The organism is Flavobacterium cupriresistens, assembly GCF_020911925.1.
Lineage (GTDB): Bacteria > Bacteroidota > Bacteroidia > Flavobacteriales > Flavobacteriaceae > Flavobacterium > Flavobacterium cupriresistens.
Genome location: NZ_CP087134.1, coordinates 4,127,378 through 4,142,988, shown reverse-complemented (window position 1 = coordinate 4,142,988; position 15,611 = coordinate 4,127,378). Strand labels below are relative to the sequence as shown.

The following is a 15,611-nucleotide window of genomic DNA, read 5'->3' as shown; positions in this document are numbered from 1 at the left end:
TATGAGAGCAGGAATAGAAGCTATAAATATATATTGCGGATCAGCAGTCATAGACGTTGCTGAATTAGCAAAACATCGACAATTAAACACCGAGCGATTTGAGAATTTGTTAATGAAAGAGAAAACAGTGCCAATGCCTTATGAAGATCCGATCTCTAATGGGGTTAATGCAGCAAAACCCTTATTGGATGCATTGACTGATGAAGAAATAGAAAGCATAGATATGTTGATCACTTGTTCAGAATCAGGTATTGATTTTGGAAAGTCGATGAGTACGTACATACATGATTATTTAAAATTGAGTCGAAATTGCAGGTTGTTCGAACTCAAAAATGCCTGTTATTCCGGAACGGCAGGTCTTCAGATGGCTATTAATTTTATCCTTTCGGGGACTGCTGTGGGTAGAAAAGTTTTAGTCATCGCTACAGATATTATGAGGATGAGTACAGTAGAAGGAGGAGCTATGGAAATGTCTTTTGTAGAGCCTTCATCCGGATCCGGAGCTGTAGCCATGCTGATTAGTGATCAACCAAAAATATTTGAAATAGACAAAGGAGCCAGCGGTTATTACGGTTATGAGGTTATGGATACTTGCAGACCCGTTGCAGACAAAGAAGCGGGAGACTCAGATTTATCTTTATTATCTTATCTGGATTGCTGCGAAAACAGCTTTAAAGAATACCAAAAGAGAGTTGATGATACAGATTATCAGGATAGTTTCCAATACTTAGTCTTTCATACACCATTTGGAGGAATGGTAAAAGGTGCACACCGAACCAATATGCGAAAATTCAAAAAGGCAAAACCGGATCAGATCGAAGAAGATTTCCAAGGGCGTGTAGCTCCTTCTTTAGAATATTGTCAGAGAGTTGGAAACATTATGGGAGCAACAACTTATTTGGCATTAGTAAGCATGATTGAAAAAGGAAATTTTGAAACCCCAAAAAGAGTTGGCATATTTTCATATGGATCAGGATGCTGTTCCGAGTTTTTTAGTGGAGTGATACATCCTCAAAGTCAAATGTTAATTTCACCTTTGGCTATAGAAGAACATTTAGACGAACGAGTGGTATTATCTATGGAAGAATACGAAAGTACTTTTGCTGTTAACTCACAAATCAAATTCGGAACCAGAGATTACAAAATAGACACCACATTATATCCGGAACCCTTCAGTAAAGTAAAAGGAAAAAAGAAACTGATCTTTTCAGAAATTAAAAATTATCACAGAATTTACGAATGGGTATGATAGAGGTCAATAATAATTACAGTACCATTCTGGTAAGGCAACAACGAGAGGTTCTCCATATTCAGCTCAATAGACCCGAACAGCATAATAGTATTAATGCCTTGATGGCAAATGAACTTTTGGAGGTTTTGAAAGAGGTTAAACAAAACACAAAAGTAAAAATCATAGTATTATCCGGTAATGAAAATCAATTCTGTACAGGAATGGATTTTGAAGCGGTGGCAAATCAGCAGAAGGAAGCTTTAATGAATCAACAACCGGATCAATATTACAATGTTTTGAAAGCGATTAGCGAAATTGATAAGGTGGTAATAGCAAAAGTTGAAGGGAAAGTAAATGCAGGAGGAATAGGATTAGTTGCAGCTAGTGATATAGTACTGGCAAATAGTCAGGCAACTTTTGGTCTATCTGAAGCCTTATTTGGATTGTTACCCGCTTGTGTAATGCCTTTTTTGATGCAAAGAACTGGTCCGCAGAAAGCCAAATGGCTCACATTAATTACACTTGGAATATCGGCAGAACGAGCTTATGAAATAGGTCTGGTAGATGAAGTGACAGATGAAATTGATAATCTGCTAAGGAAAAATATACTAAGGCTTAGTCGATTAGAAACGAATACAATTCAGGAAATTAAATCTTATACGGCAAAACTCTGGATTATAAAGGAGGATACCAAAACAATAGCAGTTAATAAATTACAGAGACTAATGGAGTCTGAAACGGTACAGAAGAATATAAAGAACTTTATTGAGAAAGGAGAATATCCATGGGAGAGGTAGTAAACATTACAGAAATCACAGAAGAAATTGTACAAATTACGATGCAAGATAAAGTGTCAAGAAATACATTTTCTAAAGAACTAATGCAAGGGTTAAAACAGGCTTTTGCAATTGTAAACCAAAATAAAGCGTATAAAGTAGTAATTCTAATAGGTTACGACAGCTATTTTTCTTGCGGAGGAACCCCGGACGAGTTACAACAAATATATGACGGAAAGTTGAAATTTACGGAATTAGATTTTTTTACAGCACCAATTGATTGCGAGATTCCTGTAATTGCTGCCATGCAAGGACACGCAATTGGAGGAGGACTTGTTTTCGGATGTTATGCAGATTTTCAAATTTTAGGAAAGGAAAATATATATACTGCAAATTTCATGAAATACGGATTCACTCCGGGTATGGGAGCAACTTACATGGTGCCACTGCGTTTTGGTTCCTCTTTAGGCAGCGAAATGCTTTTTACAGCCGAAAGTTATAGGGGAGGAGAATTGCAGGAACGAGGAGTCTCTTTACACGTAGTTCCAAAAAAAGAAGTTCGTACAGAGGCAATAGCATTAGCAAAGAAATTAGCTGAGAAGCCAAGACTTTCATTAGTGACGCTAAAAAAACATATGACATCAAAAATCAAGAAGAGTTTAAAGGATATATTTGAGCAAGAATTAGAAATGCATAAAATAACTTTTCATCAACCACAAGTTAAAGAAAATATAAAAGCTTTGTTCGAGAGGTAAACATTAGTAATCTTACACAAGATATGAAAAAGTATAAAGTTGTCTTTTTATTTTCTGGCCAGGGTAGTCAGTATCGTAATATGGGAAAAAGTCTATTCATGAACCATGCTGTTTTTAGATCAAGCATGGAGGAAAGTGATCTGATTTTTCAGAAGTATTTGAATAGATCTCTTGTGCATGAACTATATGGTAAAGATGACTCAGATTTTGATGAGCTGCTAATCACCCATCCTGCTATCGTGGCAATTGAGATTGCTATGATAGAGGTAATGAAGTCTTACAATATTTTTCCGGATTATGTTTTCGGCCAAAGTCTTGGTGAGTTTGCTGCTGGTGTCGCCAGTGGTATTTGGTCTGTATCAACAGCTATAAAAGCTGCTATGGAACAGGCCAAATCTTTAACAAGGAGTAATCTGGAAGGAGGTATGCTTACTGTTATAAACGCAGAGACACATCATCAACTTAAAATATATGAACAATACAACTTGTACCTGGCCATAGATAATTTTAAGGGAAGTTATACGGTCTCCGGGACAACAGCAAATTTGGATCAATATCAAAAAATCTTAAAGGAAGAAGAGATAATACACAAACGTATTGCGGTAACTGTTCCTTTTCATTCTCCTCTCCTTAAGGAAGGTTTACATGATTTTTCGTATTATATGCAACAAGGGATTGATTTGGTTCCACCTAAGACACATTATTTGTCTGGCGTGACATCAGATCTTTTAAAAGAAATTGATGCCGAGTATTATAGTCAAGTGGTAAGTTCTTATTCCAGCCATAGTAAAACAATTGACTTTTTGGAACAACTCGGACCGTGTTTCTATATCGACCTGGGACCTTCGGGAACTAGTGCTACTTTTACTAAATATTCCATACTAAAAACATCTGAGTCCAGCATACAGCCTATTTTATCCCCTTTTGGAAATGAGCTTAAGCAATTAGAAAAAGTAAAAAGTTTAATTTCTAATCACTCTTCCTATGTTATATGAAGGTATTATAAGATTGGTAAGAGAAAACTCGGAACATATAGCGGGATATACCATTGTAAAAAAAGAATTAACCGATTTAAATGGATATTTAGAAGTTTTACATCCGGATGAGATTACCTATTTAAATGCTCTAAAATTCAATAGACGAAAATCTAGTTATTTGTTAGGTCGCATTAGTGCGAAGAGTGCTTTAGGCAAAATTATTCCGACAAAGACCGTTATGAGTTCTTTTAAAGTAGGTTTCGGTGTTTTTCAATTCCCGGTCATAGAGCAACTGTCTTGTTCTGGTTTTCAGGTATCTATTACGCACTGTGATGCTATTGGTATTTCCATAGCTTACCCGGAAGCTCATCCTATAGGGGTGGATATTGAAAAAATTAATCCGGAAAAAGTTGATTCTATGATCAATATGTTTACTCAGCAAGAAATAACTTTAACAAATTCGTATCTGAATGATAAAGCTTCAGCCTATACATTGCTTTGGACTGTAAAAGAAAGCCTGTCTAAAATCTTAAAGACAGGAATGATGATTGATTTCAACTATTTGGAATTAGATTCCCTTGATTACAAAAATGGATTATACAGTGCAAGTTTTAAGAATTTTAGGCAATACAAATCATTTTCTATAGTTCTGGACTCTTATATTGTCTCCATTACTTGTCCCAAACGTACCGATATAGATTTAACTAATTTTGCTAAACATTTAACGCATCTAAATTTACAGTCCTGATGATTTATGTGCAACTTTTTGAGGTTACTAATGGTGTTTTTAAGAATCAATGCTATCTGGTACATAATCAATACGAAGGTGTTTTGATTGATCCGGCTTGGGATTACGAGCTGATCACTAATTATATAGAAGAAAATGGAATTTTATTAAAGGGTGTATTGCTTACTCATGGCCACTTAGATCATATAGATCTGGCAGGAAAATTTTCTAAAGAAAAAAATGTTTCTGTGTGGAGCTCCGATATAGATGCAATTACTTTTCGATTAACATATTCTAAATTGCAATCGGTTTCTCACTTGAAAAGCTTTAAAATAGGGACTATCGAAATAACTCCAATTCTTACTCCTGGGCATACTTCAGGCAGTGTCTGTTATTTAATTGATAATCATGTGTTTTCTGGAGATACTGTTTTTATTGAAGGTGTTGGAGTTTGTTCTGAAGATGGTGCGGCATCTCTATATGATTCCGTTCAATTCTTGAAAAATTATCTGCCTGAGCACTCCCAGTTTTGGCCTGGTCATTCATATGGTGAAGCACCGGGAAAATCAATTTCTTATCTAATGATATACAATATTTACTTTCAGTTCATTTCGAAAAAATCTTTCATTGCTTTTCGGACTCGAAAAAATCAGCATAAAATATTGGAGTGGACTTTTAATAAGAAAATAGATGATCGCTTCTCTAGATGATATTACATAAAATGCCTTATTGTAGTGTTTTAGCCATTGTTGTTTTGTGATGTTTTGTGGAACCTATTTTCCGATACAGAAAGTGTTCCACCGCATATTTAGTATGTTATTTTAATAGTAGTAACATGTTTAGTAAAATAAACGCTTATTTTATTAATTTTTTATGTTGATTCAACTTCGTTATCCTCTGTAATTATTTCTTTGAATTTTTCAATAAATAAACTTTGAGAAAATTCATCTATAGGGAATCTAAAGCTAATAGGAGAAAATTGTTTCATCAGATTTCTATTAATTGATTCTTCAACTTCTTCTAAAGTTCTACCATCAGGTTTTAGTACTATACTCATCTCTTTTTGATGATTTTCAATAAAATTTTTAAAATTATTATTGGTCTTAGTAAAATAATTTGAACCAAAAACAATTGTATCTATATCAATGATTGTTAGGTTTTTAGTGAAATTATGATTATACTTCTCTTTTAGTTTCTCTTTAACTGATTTTAAATACCATTGATTTAAAATATAATTAACTCCTGGAATTTCCAATATTCTATCATTAACTAATAAAATAGGATATATTGTAAAATTCTTTTTAGTGTTTACATAATTATCATAATCAAAATTATTTTCAACTATTTGCAAAATAGAATTTATTAACTGTCCAATACCAATAGGTTTTCCATTATTTTCAAAGAATTTATCTTTAAAAATATTTAATATTTTATCAATATCCCCCGAACTCTTTATGTCTTTTCTTATCAGAACATCTTTGTTTTCAAAAATAAAAATAGTTTTACCGTCTCTAAGATAATAATCTGGTTCATAAGGCTTATTTATATTCTGATATTTTTTAAAATAGTGAGGTCTGTTAAATACTTTATCTAAAATGGTTTTCATCAAAAATTCCTCTGAAAATTTTGTATTGAAAAACTCAAAAAACGTTCTATCCTTATTCGATAAACCATGATTCTTATTAAATGATTCTTTTAAAATAAATCGAACACTTTTATAAAATTTATCTACAACAAAAAAGTGATCAATTACAGAGTATATTTCATCATCTATTTTATAAAGAGGATAATTCTTTAAAACTGTAAAATCATCATCAATATCAATTTCATTTGAAATTAAAGTGTCTAAAAATAATTTAGATTCATCATCATCATCAACATTAAATTTATAACTATTTTTTGTTTTTAATATCAGTAATTGAGAAAATAAATATTTAACGTGCTTTCTTAATTTATCAATAGATTTTACTTTAAAGTAGGAACAAACATCATCTGTTAAATATTGATAATCAGAATCAGAATTAAGGAATTCTATCAATATTTCAAATCTCTCTATAGCACAATACACTAATTTACCAAATTCAAATGTACTATCTTTAAAAACTCCTAAATCAGAGGTAGAGAATGACATAGCAATCATCATTTGAGCAAGTGATTCTCGATTTTCTTCGTTTTCTGATGTTGTTAATTTTTGTTTGCTATTTACTTCTTTATTAATTACTAAAAACGATTTAAACAAATTAATTTCATCTGAATCAATATTTTTTGGATTATTATTGTCATCGATTAATACTTCTTTATTTGAAAATATTATCTCAGCTAATTTTAAACTCGACTCTCTTGATACTAATTGAGGCTTACCTTTAATATTATTTTTATGACAATAATGAATTACGCGATTAATAGTATCTCTTCTAATATCTAAATTAGAAGCAAAATTATCAAAATTAGGTTGTGGGTATGTATTTGCGAAACCAATTATACTTAAAAGAGTTTCTTTTGTAACTAATTTTAGATATTCAATAACTTCAATCTGTTTCTCCTCAGGATAAACATGTTCAAATTCAAGGCGTAATGTATTTGTGAATTTCATTGAAATTTATTTAGTAATTAGCAATAGCTCTTATTTTAGTATCATCTTTTGTGTAAATTCCAAAACTATTTATTAAACCTTTTGATTTCAATTTAGTTAATAATTCTCTATTAAAAACATTATCATTGAATATTGGTTTGTGCTTTTTTACAAATAATTCACTATAATAATATCCAATACCTTTTACCAACGAAATAATATTTTCATTACTAAGTTCAGTAAAATATAAAATTATCAATTTAATTCTGTTTTCAGCAGAATCTAAACTTTTTATGATGTTTTCAATTGTACTGAATTCAAATGCAATTTTTGTAGATTTACTAATGATAATTTCTCCAACTTTCTTTGCAATATTTTCATCCTCAATAATTGTTTGTTCATTCAATTTAGGAATGTACTTAAATCTATTGTCAACAGTAATATTTTCGGATTGAAGTATCATCAAAATATCATCTACATCTGTTTCAAAATAGTCCACTTTTTCAATGAATTTATTATAATCTCTCTCGATTAATGTTATATGATTATTTGGAAAATGTTCCCTTAATAAATCGTAATTTGATTTAGTTGTATTAAGAATTCTGTTAACTAAGTTAACTACTTTATCTTCATCCAAATTCTCAAATTCTAATTTGTTGTATCTGTAACGACTACTACTAATTAATTTTTTATAGATTTCATACGAAATTTCATTACAGAGTAACATACTTTTTTCAAAAATTTTATTTGATTCGTCTAATGCTTCATTTGATAATTCTTCATTAACATCTTCAAACTCCAAAAACTTAATTAGATTTTCATTTATTGTATTTTCAGATGCTGTATAATAATCAATTACGTTATTCCATTTAGGAATTAATTTATTGTTTATCAGTAGTTGTGTTTTTATTTCTAATTCGGTGATATTCTTTAATTCAGATATTTTAGTTTCAACTTTTTGAATTATTTTTATTTTAGATTTACCACTTAGATTCTTAGCATTTAGCAGTTTAGTCAAACTACTTTGATCTTCAAATTTATTATCTTCTAGTTTTAAATATACATCATCAACATAAGTAGTAATTTTAGAATTAATATAGTCAATAAGTGGTATACAATCTGATTTTAAAATTGTAGAATAATTTGAGTGATTGAATTCTTCTTCTGCATTTTCCTTTCCAAATAATAAGAACATCTGTAGAAGATTATTTTGGTTTATTCTATAATGATTATTGTTATACACATAATTAAACAGTTTTCTCGTTTCATCATTAGGATTGTCCAACTTCTCAAATTCAACACCCAATTCTTTTAGAAGTTTTGTTATTTTATTAAAATAATCTAATTCTTCACCATTTTTGATTAACGATAGAAACTCGGAATTTTCTTCTATTTGATGTGTTAGGTAAATAGGATCGTTATTATACAAAATTCTTTCTGTTTTTGAAAATCGTATAATAAGCTCTAAATATTTATTTAACTTATCGTCAGTATAATTACATTCTAAAAATATATAATTCCAAAATGTAGTCCAGTTTTCTACCAATTTTTCAATAAAAATTTCAAGTGGTCTCTCTTCGTTTATAATGTATTCATCTATAAATTGTATTGACTTTTCTTTTTCGTTACTTAACAAACGAATAATAGAATCATATTTATCTGAGTATTTACTATAATTGTTTCCTAAATAATCTAATAAATCAAAGTTTAATATTGTTTCTCTCTCAAAATATCTTTCGTCTATTTTCTCTACTAAATTTTCAATTTTAGCACTTAGTTTATAATTAAAATCTGTTGGATATCCGCCCTTAACATTTCTTTCAAAGGTGTAATCTTCTTTTGTTATTGATACTTCGTGGAATAAAGAGATATAATCATTATAGTTTTCGTTGATATAACCATTTAAGATAAAATTTCTCAATAAAGAATTATTTGAAAAATTGTTTAGGTATTCGTCAATATCAACTTCATTGAATATTTGTTTTAAATTCCAATTTTTAATTTTGATTTTCTTTGATTTCAACTTTTCAATTTCGATTTTTAGTAAATCAACTTTATTATTATGTTTAGATTCTATCAGTTCAACTCTTTCTTCATAACAGTAATCAGAATTAACTTGATTTTCAATTTTAGAAAAATCAAAAGTGTGATTGTGTTTGTTTTCTCTATTATGGTAGCTATTATATTCTGTGTTCAATAATGTTTGAGTTCTAATAATTGTATCAAAATTTTCTAATACATCATTTATATCTATTGTTCTATAATTAGGCAAAGTTAATAGTATGGCTTTTAGATATATACTTTTTAATTCTTCAATATCAGTAATTATATGTCCTTCTATATCTTTTATTTGATAATTTTTTAGTGTAATTTCGGTATCTATTTTACTGATAAATTTCTTTATATAATTGCTCTTATTGTTGATTAATTCAAATAGTTTTCCCTCTTTTTTATTGAGTTTAGTGAAGTCTTTCGGATCAATATTCTTATAAGTTATCATAGCAAATAACTCATCATTTTTTTTAATGAATTCAGGTTTTAGCGTTTTTCTATAGATGACAAATTCGTGGAAAATATTTGTTAGTAAACGCATATCAATATCATCAATGAATGTAGTCACATCAGAAATAAATTCTTTGGTAAATATATTTTCATCTAATCCAGCTTCTTTAATCAATGTTCTTAATTGTTCATCAGCATTTGATGAATTAATAAACGGAATAACAGGAATTATGTATTCAAAGAATTTTACTCTTTCCTTTTTATCATCAAATAAATCATCTCCAACAGCATAAACAAAATTGATCTCTCTGTTTATGAGTTTTGAATTATTTAAGAGTATATTGATTTCTCTAAGTTTTGTGAATATATCCGTACTATCAAATCTATCTAAATCTTCTATTAGTACAACATCATATTTCGTTCGTTCAAAGAAGTATAAGATTTCTTCTAAATGTTCATTAAATACGGATTTATTTACATTGTCTCCTAACTCTAATTCTCCTTTTATGTTTACTTTATTAATTTTAGAGTTACTAAATAATTTGATAATCAATTTAGAAAATAAACCTAAGCCGATGAATGCTATTAAGAATATGATTAAAGCAAACCAATCAAAGCTATCTTTACTATTCCAATTATTTGGATTGATTTTATCTAAATAACTGTACTTCAACAGTAAAGTTGAACTTGTAACCCACAGAATAAAACCAATTGAAATACTCCATATCTTCCAATCTGGAATATTGATAATTCTTTTAAAACGAGATTCAGGGATTTCCTCAGGTTTAACATGATAAAATATTTGTTGCAAAATACTAACTTCTAACAACCTTTCTAATTCTTCTTTCTGTGCCTTTTTTTCAGATGGAGTTAATGTATCATCACTTTTTTTCTTATTAAAAGAAGCTAATGATATATTTAAGAATTTGTATTGAGGATTTAACTCTTTAAACGTTCCAATTATTGTACTTTTCCCCGAACCATAGCCACCAGTCAAAGCAATATTGTTAATGCCTTTTGTATCTATGGTTTCATTTAGTTTATCCAAATAAGGTTGAATCTTTTCAACATCTTCCTTTTTTGTTAAAATCTTTGGAGCAAGTGAACTAATTAAAGTATTGTTTTTTTTAATTTCTGTTTTTTTTGAGACAAATAAACTTTGTAGAGGTATCTGCATACTGTATTTTATTTGCTAAAATAGTAAATAAAAGATGTTTAAATTAATTTTATCTATTTGATTTTTTTAAAGTTATGAGATCATATTTTTACTATATTAACTATTTTTTATCTAAGATAGTTAACATAAAAAAAGGTCCTCTTTTGAAATTAAGACCTTTTATAAAGCGTAAAATATGATTTATTTTCGATGTTTTTTATTTCTTTATAGTTTTATGTAGAGTAAATGCAATCATTCCTTTGTTTAAATTTGGTTGTGTTCTATAAATAATTATTTCAAATCCTTTTTCAATAGATTTTGATGTAAATGTCCCTAAATAATCATTAGTTTTTGTTTCATCAATATTATAACTATTATCATTGCTAATGTCATTGCTAATGTCATTTACCATATATTGAGCTCTATTTAGAATATCATTCCAACTAAATATACTGAGGTTTTCTCCTTTAAATTTGACATTAACATCAAAAGTATGAATTGAATTTTTTTTGTATAAGTTATAATTCCTTATTTCATATCTTTTGATTTGAATTTATAACCATTTTCTTTTGTAATGAAGTTTATTGCTTGTTGTTTAGGCATATTGAATATACTTTTAATTAAAAAAGAGGATTTAATACAATGACTAATGTGGATATTGGAAAGTTATTTTCACTACATCCAAATATAGTAGGACTTTGTAGAAAGAGTTTACTTAATAAAGGATATCTGGTAAAGGATACTGAAGATAAAAGAATTCACTACTTAACCGATAAATTAAGTGGTATTGAACTTCCAATAATTAATGGTAAAAAAGATAGTAGAGAATGTATAGTTCCTTTTGAAATATATAATAATCCTAATTTAAAAACAGGTTCAAAATTATTGTGGGGAGAATATAATACAATGAGTAAAACTGAAAATGGATATTATTCAAAAAGAGAAACAAACTCGAAAAGGATGAATGTAAGTGATGGAAGTATCACGAATTGGACTAAAGAGTTATTTGCTAACGAATTTTTAGAAGTATATGAAGTGAAATCGGGATATATTACAAAAAACAAAAAATTATAAGAACCGCTGAGTTTAAAAGAGAAAAGATACCTACTGATATTTTTGAACTTGTTGAATATATTGATAAAAAAGATAAAGAGAAGGAGAATAAGAAGAAGGATGATAGTGATGAAATTCAATTAGATATATTAGGTTCAATTTAACTACATAGACAATCTTAAAATTATTTTAAAAAAAATTAATGATATATCTATGTCAACTCACAATTTGAAAATAAATTACGAAAGAAATATAAGAGAAATTCTTATTGATTTAGCACATCAAAGAAAAAACATTACTTATGATAAGTTATGTAAAAGATCTGGTTTTGGAGATAATATTTATATAAATGAAAAATTGAATTTTCTAAAAGAAGACCGTGTTTAACAATTATTGTATTTTTATCTAGTAGAGAAGAATCTTCTCCAAAGTTCTATGAGATTGCTGAAAAAGCGAAAATTAAAGATATAAGTATTGACAACAAAACTTTCTTTATTAATGAAATAGAAAAAGTATATTCCACATGGGAAAACACTATAATTACTTTAGAAATAATGATGTTTAATAAGAATTAATCTTTGAAAATTACTTTTACTAAATCTGATTTCAAAAAGAAAAATCTATTTTTCAGACACACATATTTCAAATTATTAATTCTTATTAATCTTCGTAAAGTAACCTCTGAAATTTCAAAAAATATAACTGCTTCTTTGATTGATAAGTAATGTTTAGAATTTAAACTCTCTTTAGATACAATTGGTTTTGTTTTAGGAATTACAATCGTATTTTCCTTTTGAAACTTCCTCCAGTTTCTCTTAAAACATAATATTGAACAGTAGATTCCTTTATTACTTTTTGCTATGAATTCAATATTACAGACGACACAATTTCTTTTGATTGTTAGATGACTCATTATTACTTATTGTCTGTGATACTTTACGATTTCCTTATGTTCATTAGGTAAAACACAGTAGGAAAGTAACTATTCAATGTAGTAGTGACTTTACAGACTATGGTATCATAAACTTCATAAAAAATTACTGATTTTAAAAATTAGTAGTACGATTAGTAACTCGATTATATTAAATAAGGGTAAACAAAGTTATCTATAAGTATATGGAAATCCCTTTGTTTACGACACTTGAAATGTAGAAATATGATGTTTTGAAATCGCTAGTTATTTCCCGATACAAAAATTAGCAAAAATATTCCCCAACAACTCATCATTAGATACCTGATCCGTAATAAGTCCAAATTGGTACAAAGCTTCTCGGATATCAAGCGTCATAAGATCGCTCGAAAGATTCGTTTCGAGACCAAATTTTACTTTTTGTATTTCATCTAATGCTTTTAGTAAAGAATCGTAATGTCTTGTATTGGTAACGATTGTTTCATTATTTCTAAGTGCCCCGTTCCGGAGCAAATTGACCACCAAGTTTTGTGGTTAATTAACGATTAAAAACTATTCATTTTTTCATGTTGTTAGAACCATACATTCGTTAAAAATATACGGATTATGGCAAACAAAATAACAGACATGAGTAAAATTAGAAAAGTAATTAAATTCTATTGAAATGGAAGAAAGAGTAAGGAGTCTGTCGCATCTGATAATAACTTTTATCTTTAGAATTTTAAATCCATTAAAAAATGTATACTTAAAGGTCATTGTTGTTCAAAATCCATAATTCTGCAAGCAGTATATTTTAAATTAAGATTTGCAGTATGAAAAAAAGCGACGCAGAATACCTTCCACGTCGTTCCATTCATTTCTATATAATTGATTTAGATACCTTCCACCATCAAACGAGTGTCTGGTAAATTTTTCAATGGCTGTATTTTAACCTCTGGTTTTGCCATTCTCGAAATTGCATTTAATGCGGCTGCAATAGCGCCTTCTTGCCAACCAGGAAGGGAGGAAATTTGATCACCAACAATAAAAAAGTTAGCATTGCTCGCATTTTTTGTTTTCGGATCTATAATTCCAGATCCTTGTGCAATAGCGTTAAATTGTTTCGTTGAATAGTTCGCATCTCCAACGGATTGCCAATATGCCCAGCCCCCCTTAATATTTGGCATATTTTGCCAAGCTATAGCAACGCCTTCTCCCAAGCCTTCGGCAAATTTCTTACCGAATTTACTGGCATCATTTCGTGCTTTGGTAAGTCGCTCATCAACGGGTAATTTTCCCCAATCGTGTGCTATTTTATCAAAATTATAAGCGCCTGTGAGCACGCCTTTTTCGTCTTGATATGCCGTAGATGGATACCAAATTTGTTGAATTTCATTGTCTGTCCAAGAGATTCCTCCAAAAATAGGTACAACTCCTACTTCAGATTTTTCAACTCCCATTGTCTTGAGATTTATTGGGCTTCCTTGCCATAAATATCGATTTGCTTGCCAGCCCACTTTGGAGGTACAGGCTAAAAAACGCGGAACGTATCCGTCTTTTCGCGGTTTATAACCTGGAGCTTGTGTTGGTTCAAATTGTGCCACAAAAACGGCTTCTAATGCATCTTTAAATTCAGGTTCAAGTCCCGATTTTAGGAGATCAGAATCTAGAATGTTTTTCAAAAAAGGCATCGCAAGGTTGCAAACACAATAATCAGCTTCGTAATAGATTGGTTCTTCTGTTCCAACTTGTCCAACCGAAATGATGTACTTTTCTTTAGTTGGGTCCCATTTTATTTTTTTTACAGGACTATTCAAAAGAATATTTCCTCCCAAAGCTGCCACTTGTTGAGCAAAAGCGTGTTGCACCTGATCCATTCCTCCAACGGGTTGAAATAAAGTAGGTTGCCAAAGAAAATCTATAGGTTGATAGAATTTTGTGCCTTCCCAAAATTTTGATTCGAGCAATTTATCAAAACTCAAAACATCGGCTACAATTCCAGCCGCAACACCAGGTAAAACTTCATATCCAGCGCGTGTTTTTCCATCCTCGAAGCCAGGTGATCCAGCCGTTGCGCTATAGGTTCCATCTACATCAAGCTCTCCGAAACTGATCATCAAACTTTGTAATTCTTCAACGCGTGTTTTAAGATTACTTTCATTAATTCCTACTTTTGAATTACGAAGTAATTCTTCCGCATTTTTGTATACCATGTGCGCCAACCAACCTCTTGTATTATGATCCAAATGACGATAAACCATAGGTTTACCTCCAAAACTTTCGTTCTTTTGAACCAAATTAGATTCAGAGTTCATCACATATATTTCAACGTCTACCGAAAAACGTTTTAAGTAAGAAAGGAGTCGTTTGTGACTGCTTGGAATACGACCAGGGCCTGCATTAAGGTAAGGTTCTGAGTCTCCCACCGGGCGTTTAAATCGAACAACTTGCGGTTCTCCTGGTTTCGAATCGAACAAATCACTGTTTGCATCTTCGATGAGTGTATCCCCTGTGCGTAAGCTCATGCAGCGTCCTCCCGTTTTATGAGATGCTTCCAGAATGGTTACTTTTGCACCTGATTCTTGAGCGAGTAGTTCATACGCGGTGGTAAGTCCGCCAACACCAGACCCGATGATTATAACCTCCTTTCCTTCTAGTTGATTTGGACTAAGTTTAATCGCTTGATTGGTAATCGTGTCTTGCATTTTTGTTGCTTTAACCAATGCGGCGAATGCAATTGATCTCGGATTGTTTTTTAAAAATTCCTGACGACTTTTGTACTGTCCCATTTTATATAAATTTTATGTTAAAAAATAAAAAATTTGATTTCTATGGTATTCGTATTTTCTTTGGGATAATCTCGAAAATGCTTTCTAGCTCTAGATTTTATTTTCCGAAATAAAATTAATGATTGAAAATAAAAAAAATGAAAAAGATGTCATTAGTGAAGGTTTTTCTGTCGTGAATGGATGT

At 30.0% G+C, this 15,611-nt stretch carries 11 protein-coding genes and 1 pseudogene; 7 read left to right on the top strand and 5 right to left on the bottom strand.

Going from position 1 to position 15,611, the window contains the following annotated elements; translation table 11 throughout:
• The first annotated feature begins 1 nt into the window (after window position 1).
• Genes LNP23_RS17330 through LNP23_RS17305 form a run of 6 tightly spaced genes read left to right on the top strand, consistent with a single transcriptional unit; the run spans window position 2 to window position 5,176 of the window.
• Window positions 2–1,249, top strand: a complete 1,248-nt coding sequence (locus LNP23_RS17330; RefSeq protein ID WP_305070184.1) for a hydroxymethylglutaryl-CoA synthase family protein — start codon at window positions 2–4, stop codon at window positions 1,247–1,249.
• The gene (locus tag LNP23_RS17325) at window positions 1,240–2,028 is read left to right on the top strand and encodes an enoyl-CoA hydratase/isomerase (RefSeq protein ID WP_230002153.1); all 789 of its coding nucleotides are present in this window, start codon (window positions 1,240–1,242) and stop codon (window positions 2,026–2,028) included. Before LNP23_RS17330 ends, LNP23_RS17325 begins: the two co-directional genes overlap by 10 nt.
• Window positions 2,016–2,762, top strand: a complete 747-nt coding sequence (locus LNP23_RS17320) for a polyketide synthase (protein WP_230002152.1) — start codon at window positions 2,016–2,018, stop codon at window positions 2,760–2,762. The genes LNP23_RS17325 and LNP23_RS17320 overlap by 13 nt, the downstream gene beginning before the upstream one ends.
• 23 nt (window positions 2,763–2,785) lie before the next feature.
• Entirely contained in the window at window positions 2,786–3,757 is a 972-nt protein-coding gene (locus LNP23_RS17315) for an acyltransferase domain-containing protein (RefSeq protein ID WP_255663329.1), read from the top strand.
• Entirely contained in the window at window positions 3,747–4,487 is a 741-nt protein-coding gene (locus LNP23_RS17310; RefSeq protein WP_230002151.1) for a 4'-phosphopantetheinyl transferase family protein, read from the top strand. The genes LNP23_RS17315 and LNP23_RS17310 overlap by 11 nt, the downstream gene beginning before the upstream one ends.
• On the top strand, window positions 4,487–5,176 hold the full coding sequence (locus tag LNP23_RS17305) for an MBL fold metallo-hydrolase (RefSeq protein WP_230002150.1): 690 nt from the start codon (window positions 4,487–4,489) through the stop codon (window positions 5,174–5,176). Before LNP23_RS17310 ends, LNP23_RS17305 begins: the two co-directional genes overlap by 1 nt.
• Before the next feature lie 161 nt (window positions 5,177–5,337).
• Here the strand turns inward: LNP23_RS17305 and LNP23_RS17300 are convergent, their stop codons facing one another.
• The 3 genes from LNP23_RS17300 to LNP23_RS17290 form a co-directional block, all read right to left on the bottom strand.
• A complete protein-coding gene (locus tag LNP23_RS17300) occupies window positions 5,338–7,059 on the bottom strand; it encodes a hypothetical protein (protein WP_230002149.1) in 1,722 nt (573 codons plus the stop codon).
• Between the two features lie 10 nt (window positions 7,060–7,069).
• Window positions 7,070–10,717 carry a YobI family P-loop NTPase gene (locus LNP23_RS17295; protein ID WP_230002148.1) on the bottom strand — a complete coding sequence of 1,216 codons (3,648 nt, stop codon included), beginning with the start codon at window positions 10,715–10,717 and terminating at the stop codon, window positions 7,070–7,072.
• A gap of 196 nt (window positions 10,718–10,913) precedes the next feature.
• A complete protein-coding gene (locus LNP23_RS17290) occupies window positions 10,914–11,108 on the bottom strand; it encodes a hypothetical protein (protein WP_230002147.1) in 195 nt (64 codons plus the stop codon).
• A gap of 230 nt (window positions 11,109–11,338) precedes the next feature.
• Between LNP23_RS17290 and LNP23_RS17285 the strand changes: the two genes are divergently transcribed.
• Window positions 11,339–11,770 (top strand): hypothetical protein, encoded by a 432-nt coding sequence (locus tag LNP23_RS17285; RefSeq protein ID WP_230002146.1) that lies wholly within the window; start codon window positions 11,339–11,341, stop codon window positions 11,768–11,770.
• Window positions 11,771–12,926: 1,156 nt separating this feature from the next.
• On the opposite strand, the pseudogene LNP23_RS17280 reads toward LNP23_RS17285, so the two are convergent.
• Both LNP23_RS17280 and LNP23_RS17275 read right to left on the bottom strand, forming a co-directional pair.
• Window positions 12,927–13,163, bottom strand: a pseudogene (locus LNP23_RS17280) (tRNA uridine-5-carboxymethylaminomethyl(34) synthesis GTPase MnmE); the annotation flags it as partial.
• Between the two features lie 368 nt (window positions 13,164–13,531).
• Window positions 13,532–15,427 carry a flavin monoamine oxidase family protein gene (locus tag LNP23_RS17275; protein ID WP_230002145.1) on the bottom strand — a complete coding sequence of 632 codons (1,896 nt, stop codon included), beginning with the start codon at window positions 15,425–15,427 and terminating at the stop codon, window positions 13,532–13,534.
• Between the last annotated feature and the right edge of the window lie 184 nt (window positions 15,428–15,611).

What these genes read in the sequence shown, in the direction of transcription:
- LNP23_RS17330 (WP_305070184.1), top strand. Translation starts at nt 2, where the DNA reads ATGAGAGCAGGAATAGAAGCTATAAATATATATTGCGGATCAGCAGTC.
- LNP23_RS17325 (WP_230002153.1), top strand. Translation starts at nt 1,240, where the DNA reads ATGGGTATGATAGAGGTCAATAATAATTACAGTACCATTCTGGTAAGG.
- LNP23_RS17320 (WP_230002152.1), top strand. Translation starts at nt 2,016, where the DNA reads ATGGGAGAGGTAGTAAACATTACAGAAATCACAGAAGAAATTGTACAA.
- LNP23_RS17315 (WP_255663329.1), top strand. Translation starts at nt 2,786, where the DNA reads ATGAAAAAGTATAAAGTTGTCTTTTTATTTTCTGGCCAGGGTAGTCAG.
- LNP23_RS17310 (WP_230002151.1), top strand. Translation starts at nt 3,747, where the DNA reads ATGTTATATGAAGGTATTATAAGATTGGTAAGAGAAAACTCGGAACAT.
- LNP23_RS17305 (WP_230002150.1), top strand. Translation starts at nt 4,487, where the DNA reads ATGATTTATGTGCAACTTTTTGAGGTTACTAATGGTGTTTTTAAGAAT.
- LNP23_RS17300 (WP_230002149.1), bottom strand. Translation starts at nt 7,059, where the DNA reads ATGAAATTCACAAATACATTACGCCTTGAATTTGAACATGTTTATCCT.
- LNP23_RS17295 (WP_230002148.1), bottom strand. Translation starts at nt 10,717, where the DNA reads ATGCAGATACCTCTACAAAGTTTATTTGTCTCAAAAAAAACAGAAATT.
- LNP23_RS17290 (WP_230002147.1), bottom strand. Translation starts at nt 11,108, where the DNA reads ATGGTAAATGACATTAGCAATGACATTAGCAATGATAATAGTTATAAT.
- LNP23_RS17285 (WP_230002146.1), top strand. Translation starts at nt 11,339, where the DNA reads ATGACTAATGTGGATATTGGAAAGTTATTTTCACTACATCCAAATATA.
- LNP23_RS17275 (WP_230002145.1), bottom strand. Translation starts at nt 15,427, where the DNA reads ATGGGACAGTACAAAAGTCGTCAGGAATTTTTAAAAAACAATCCGAGA.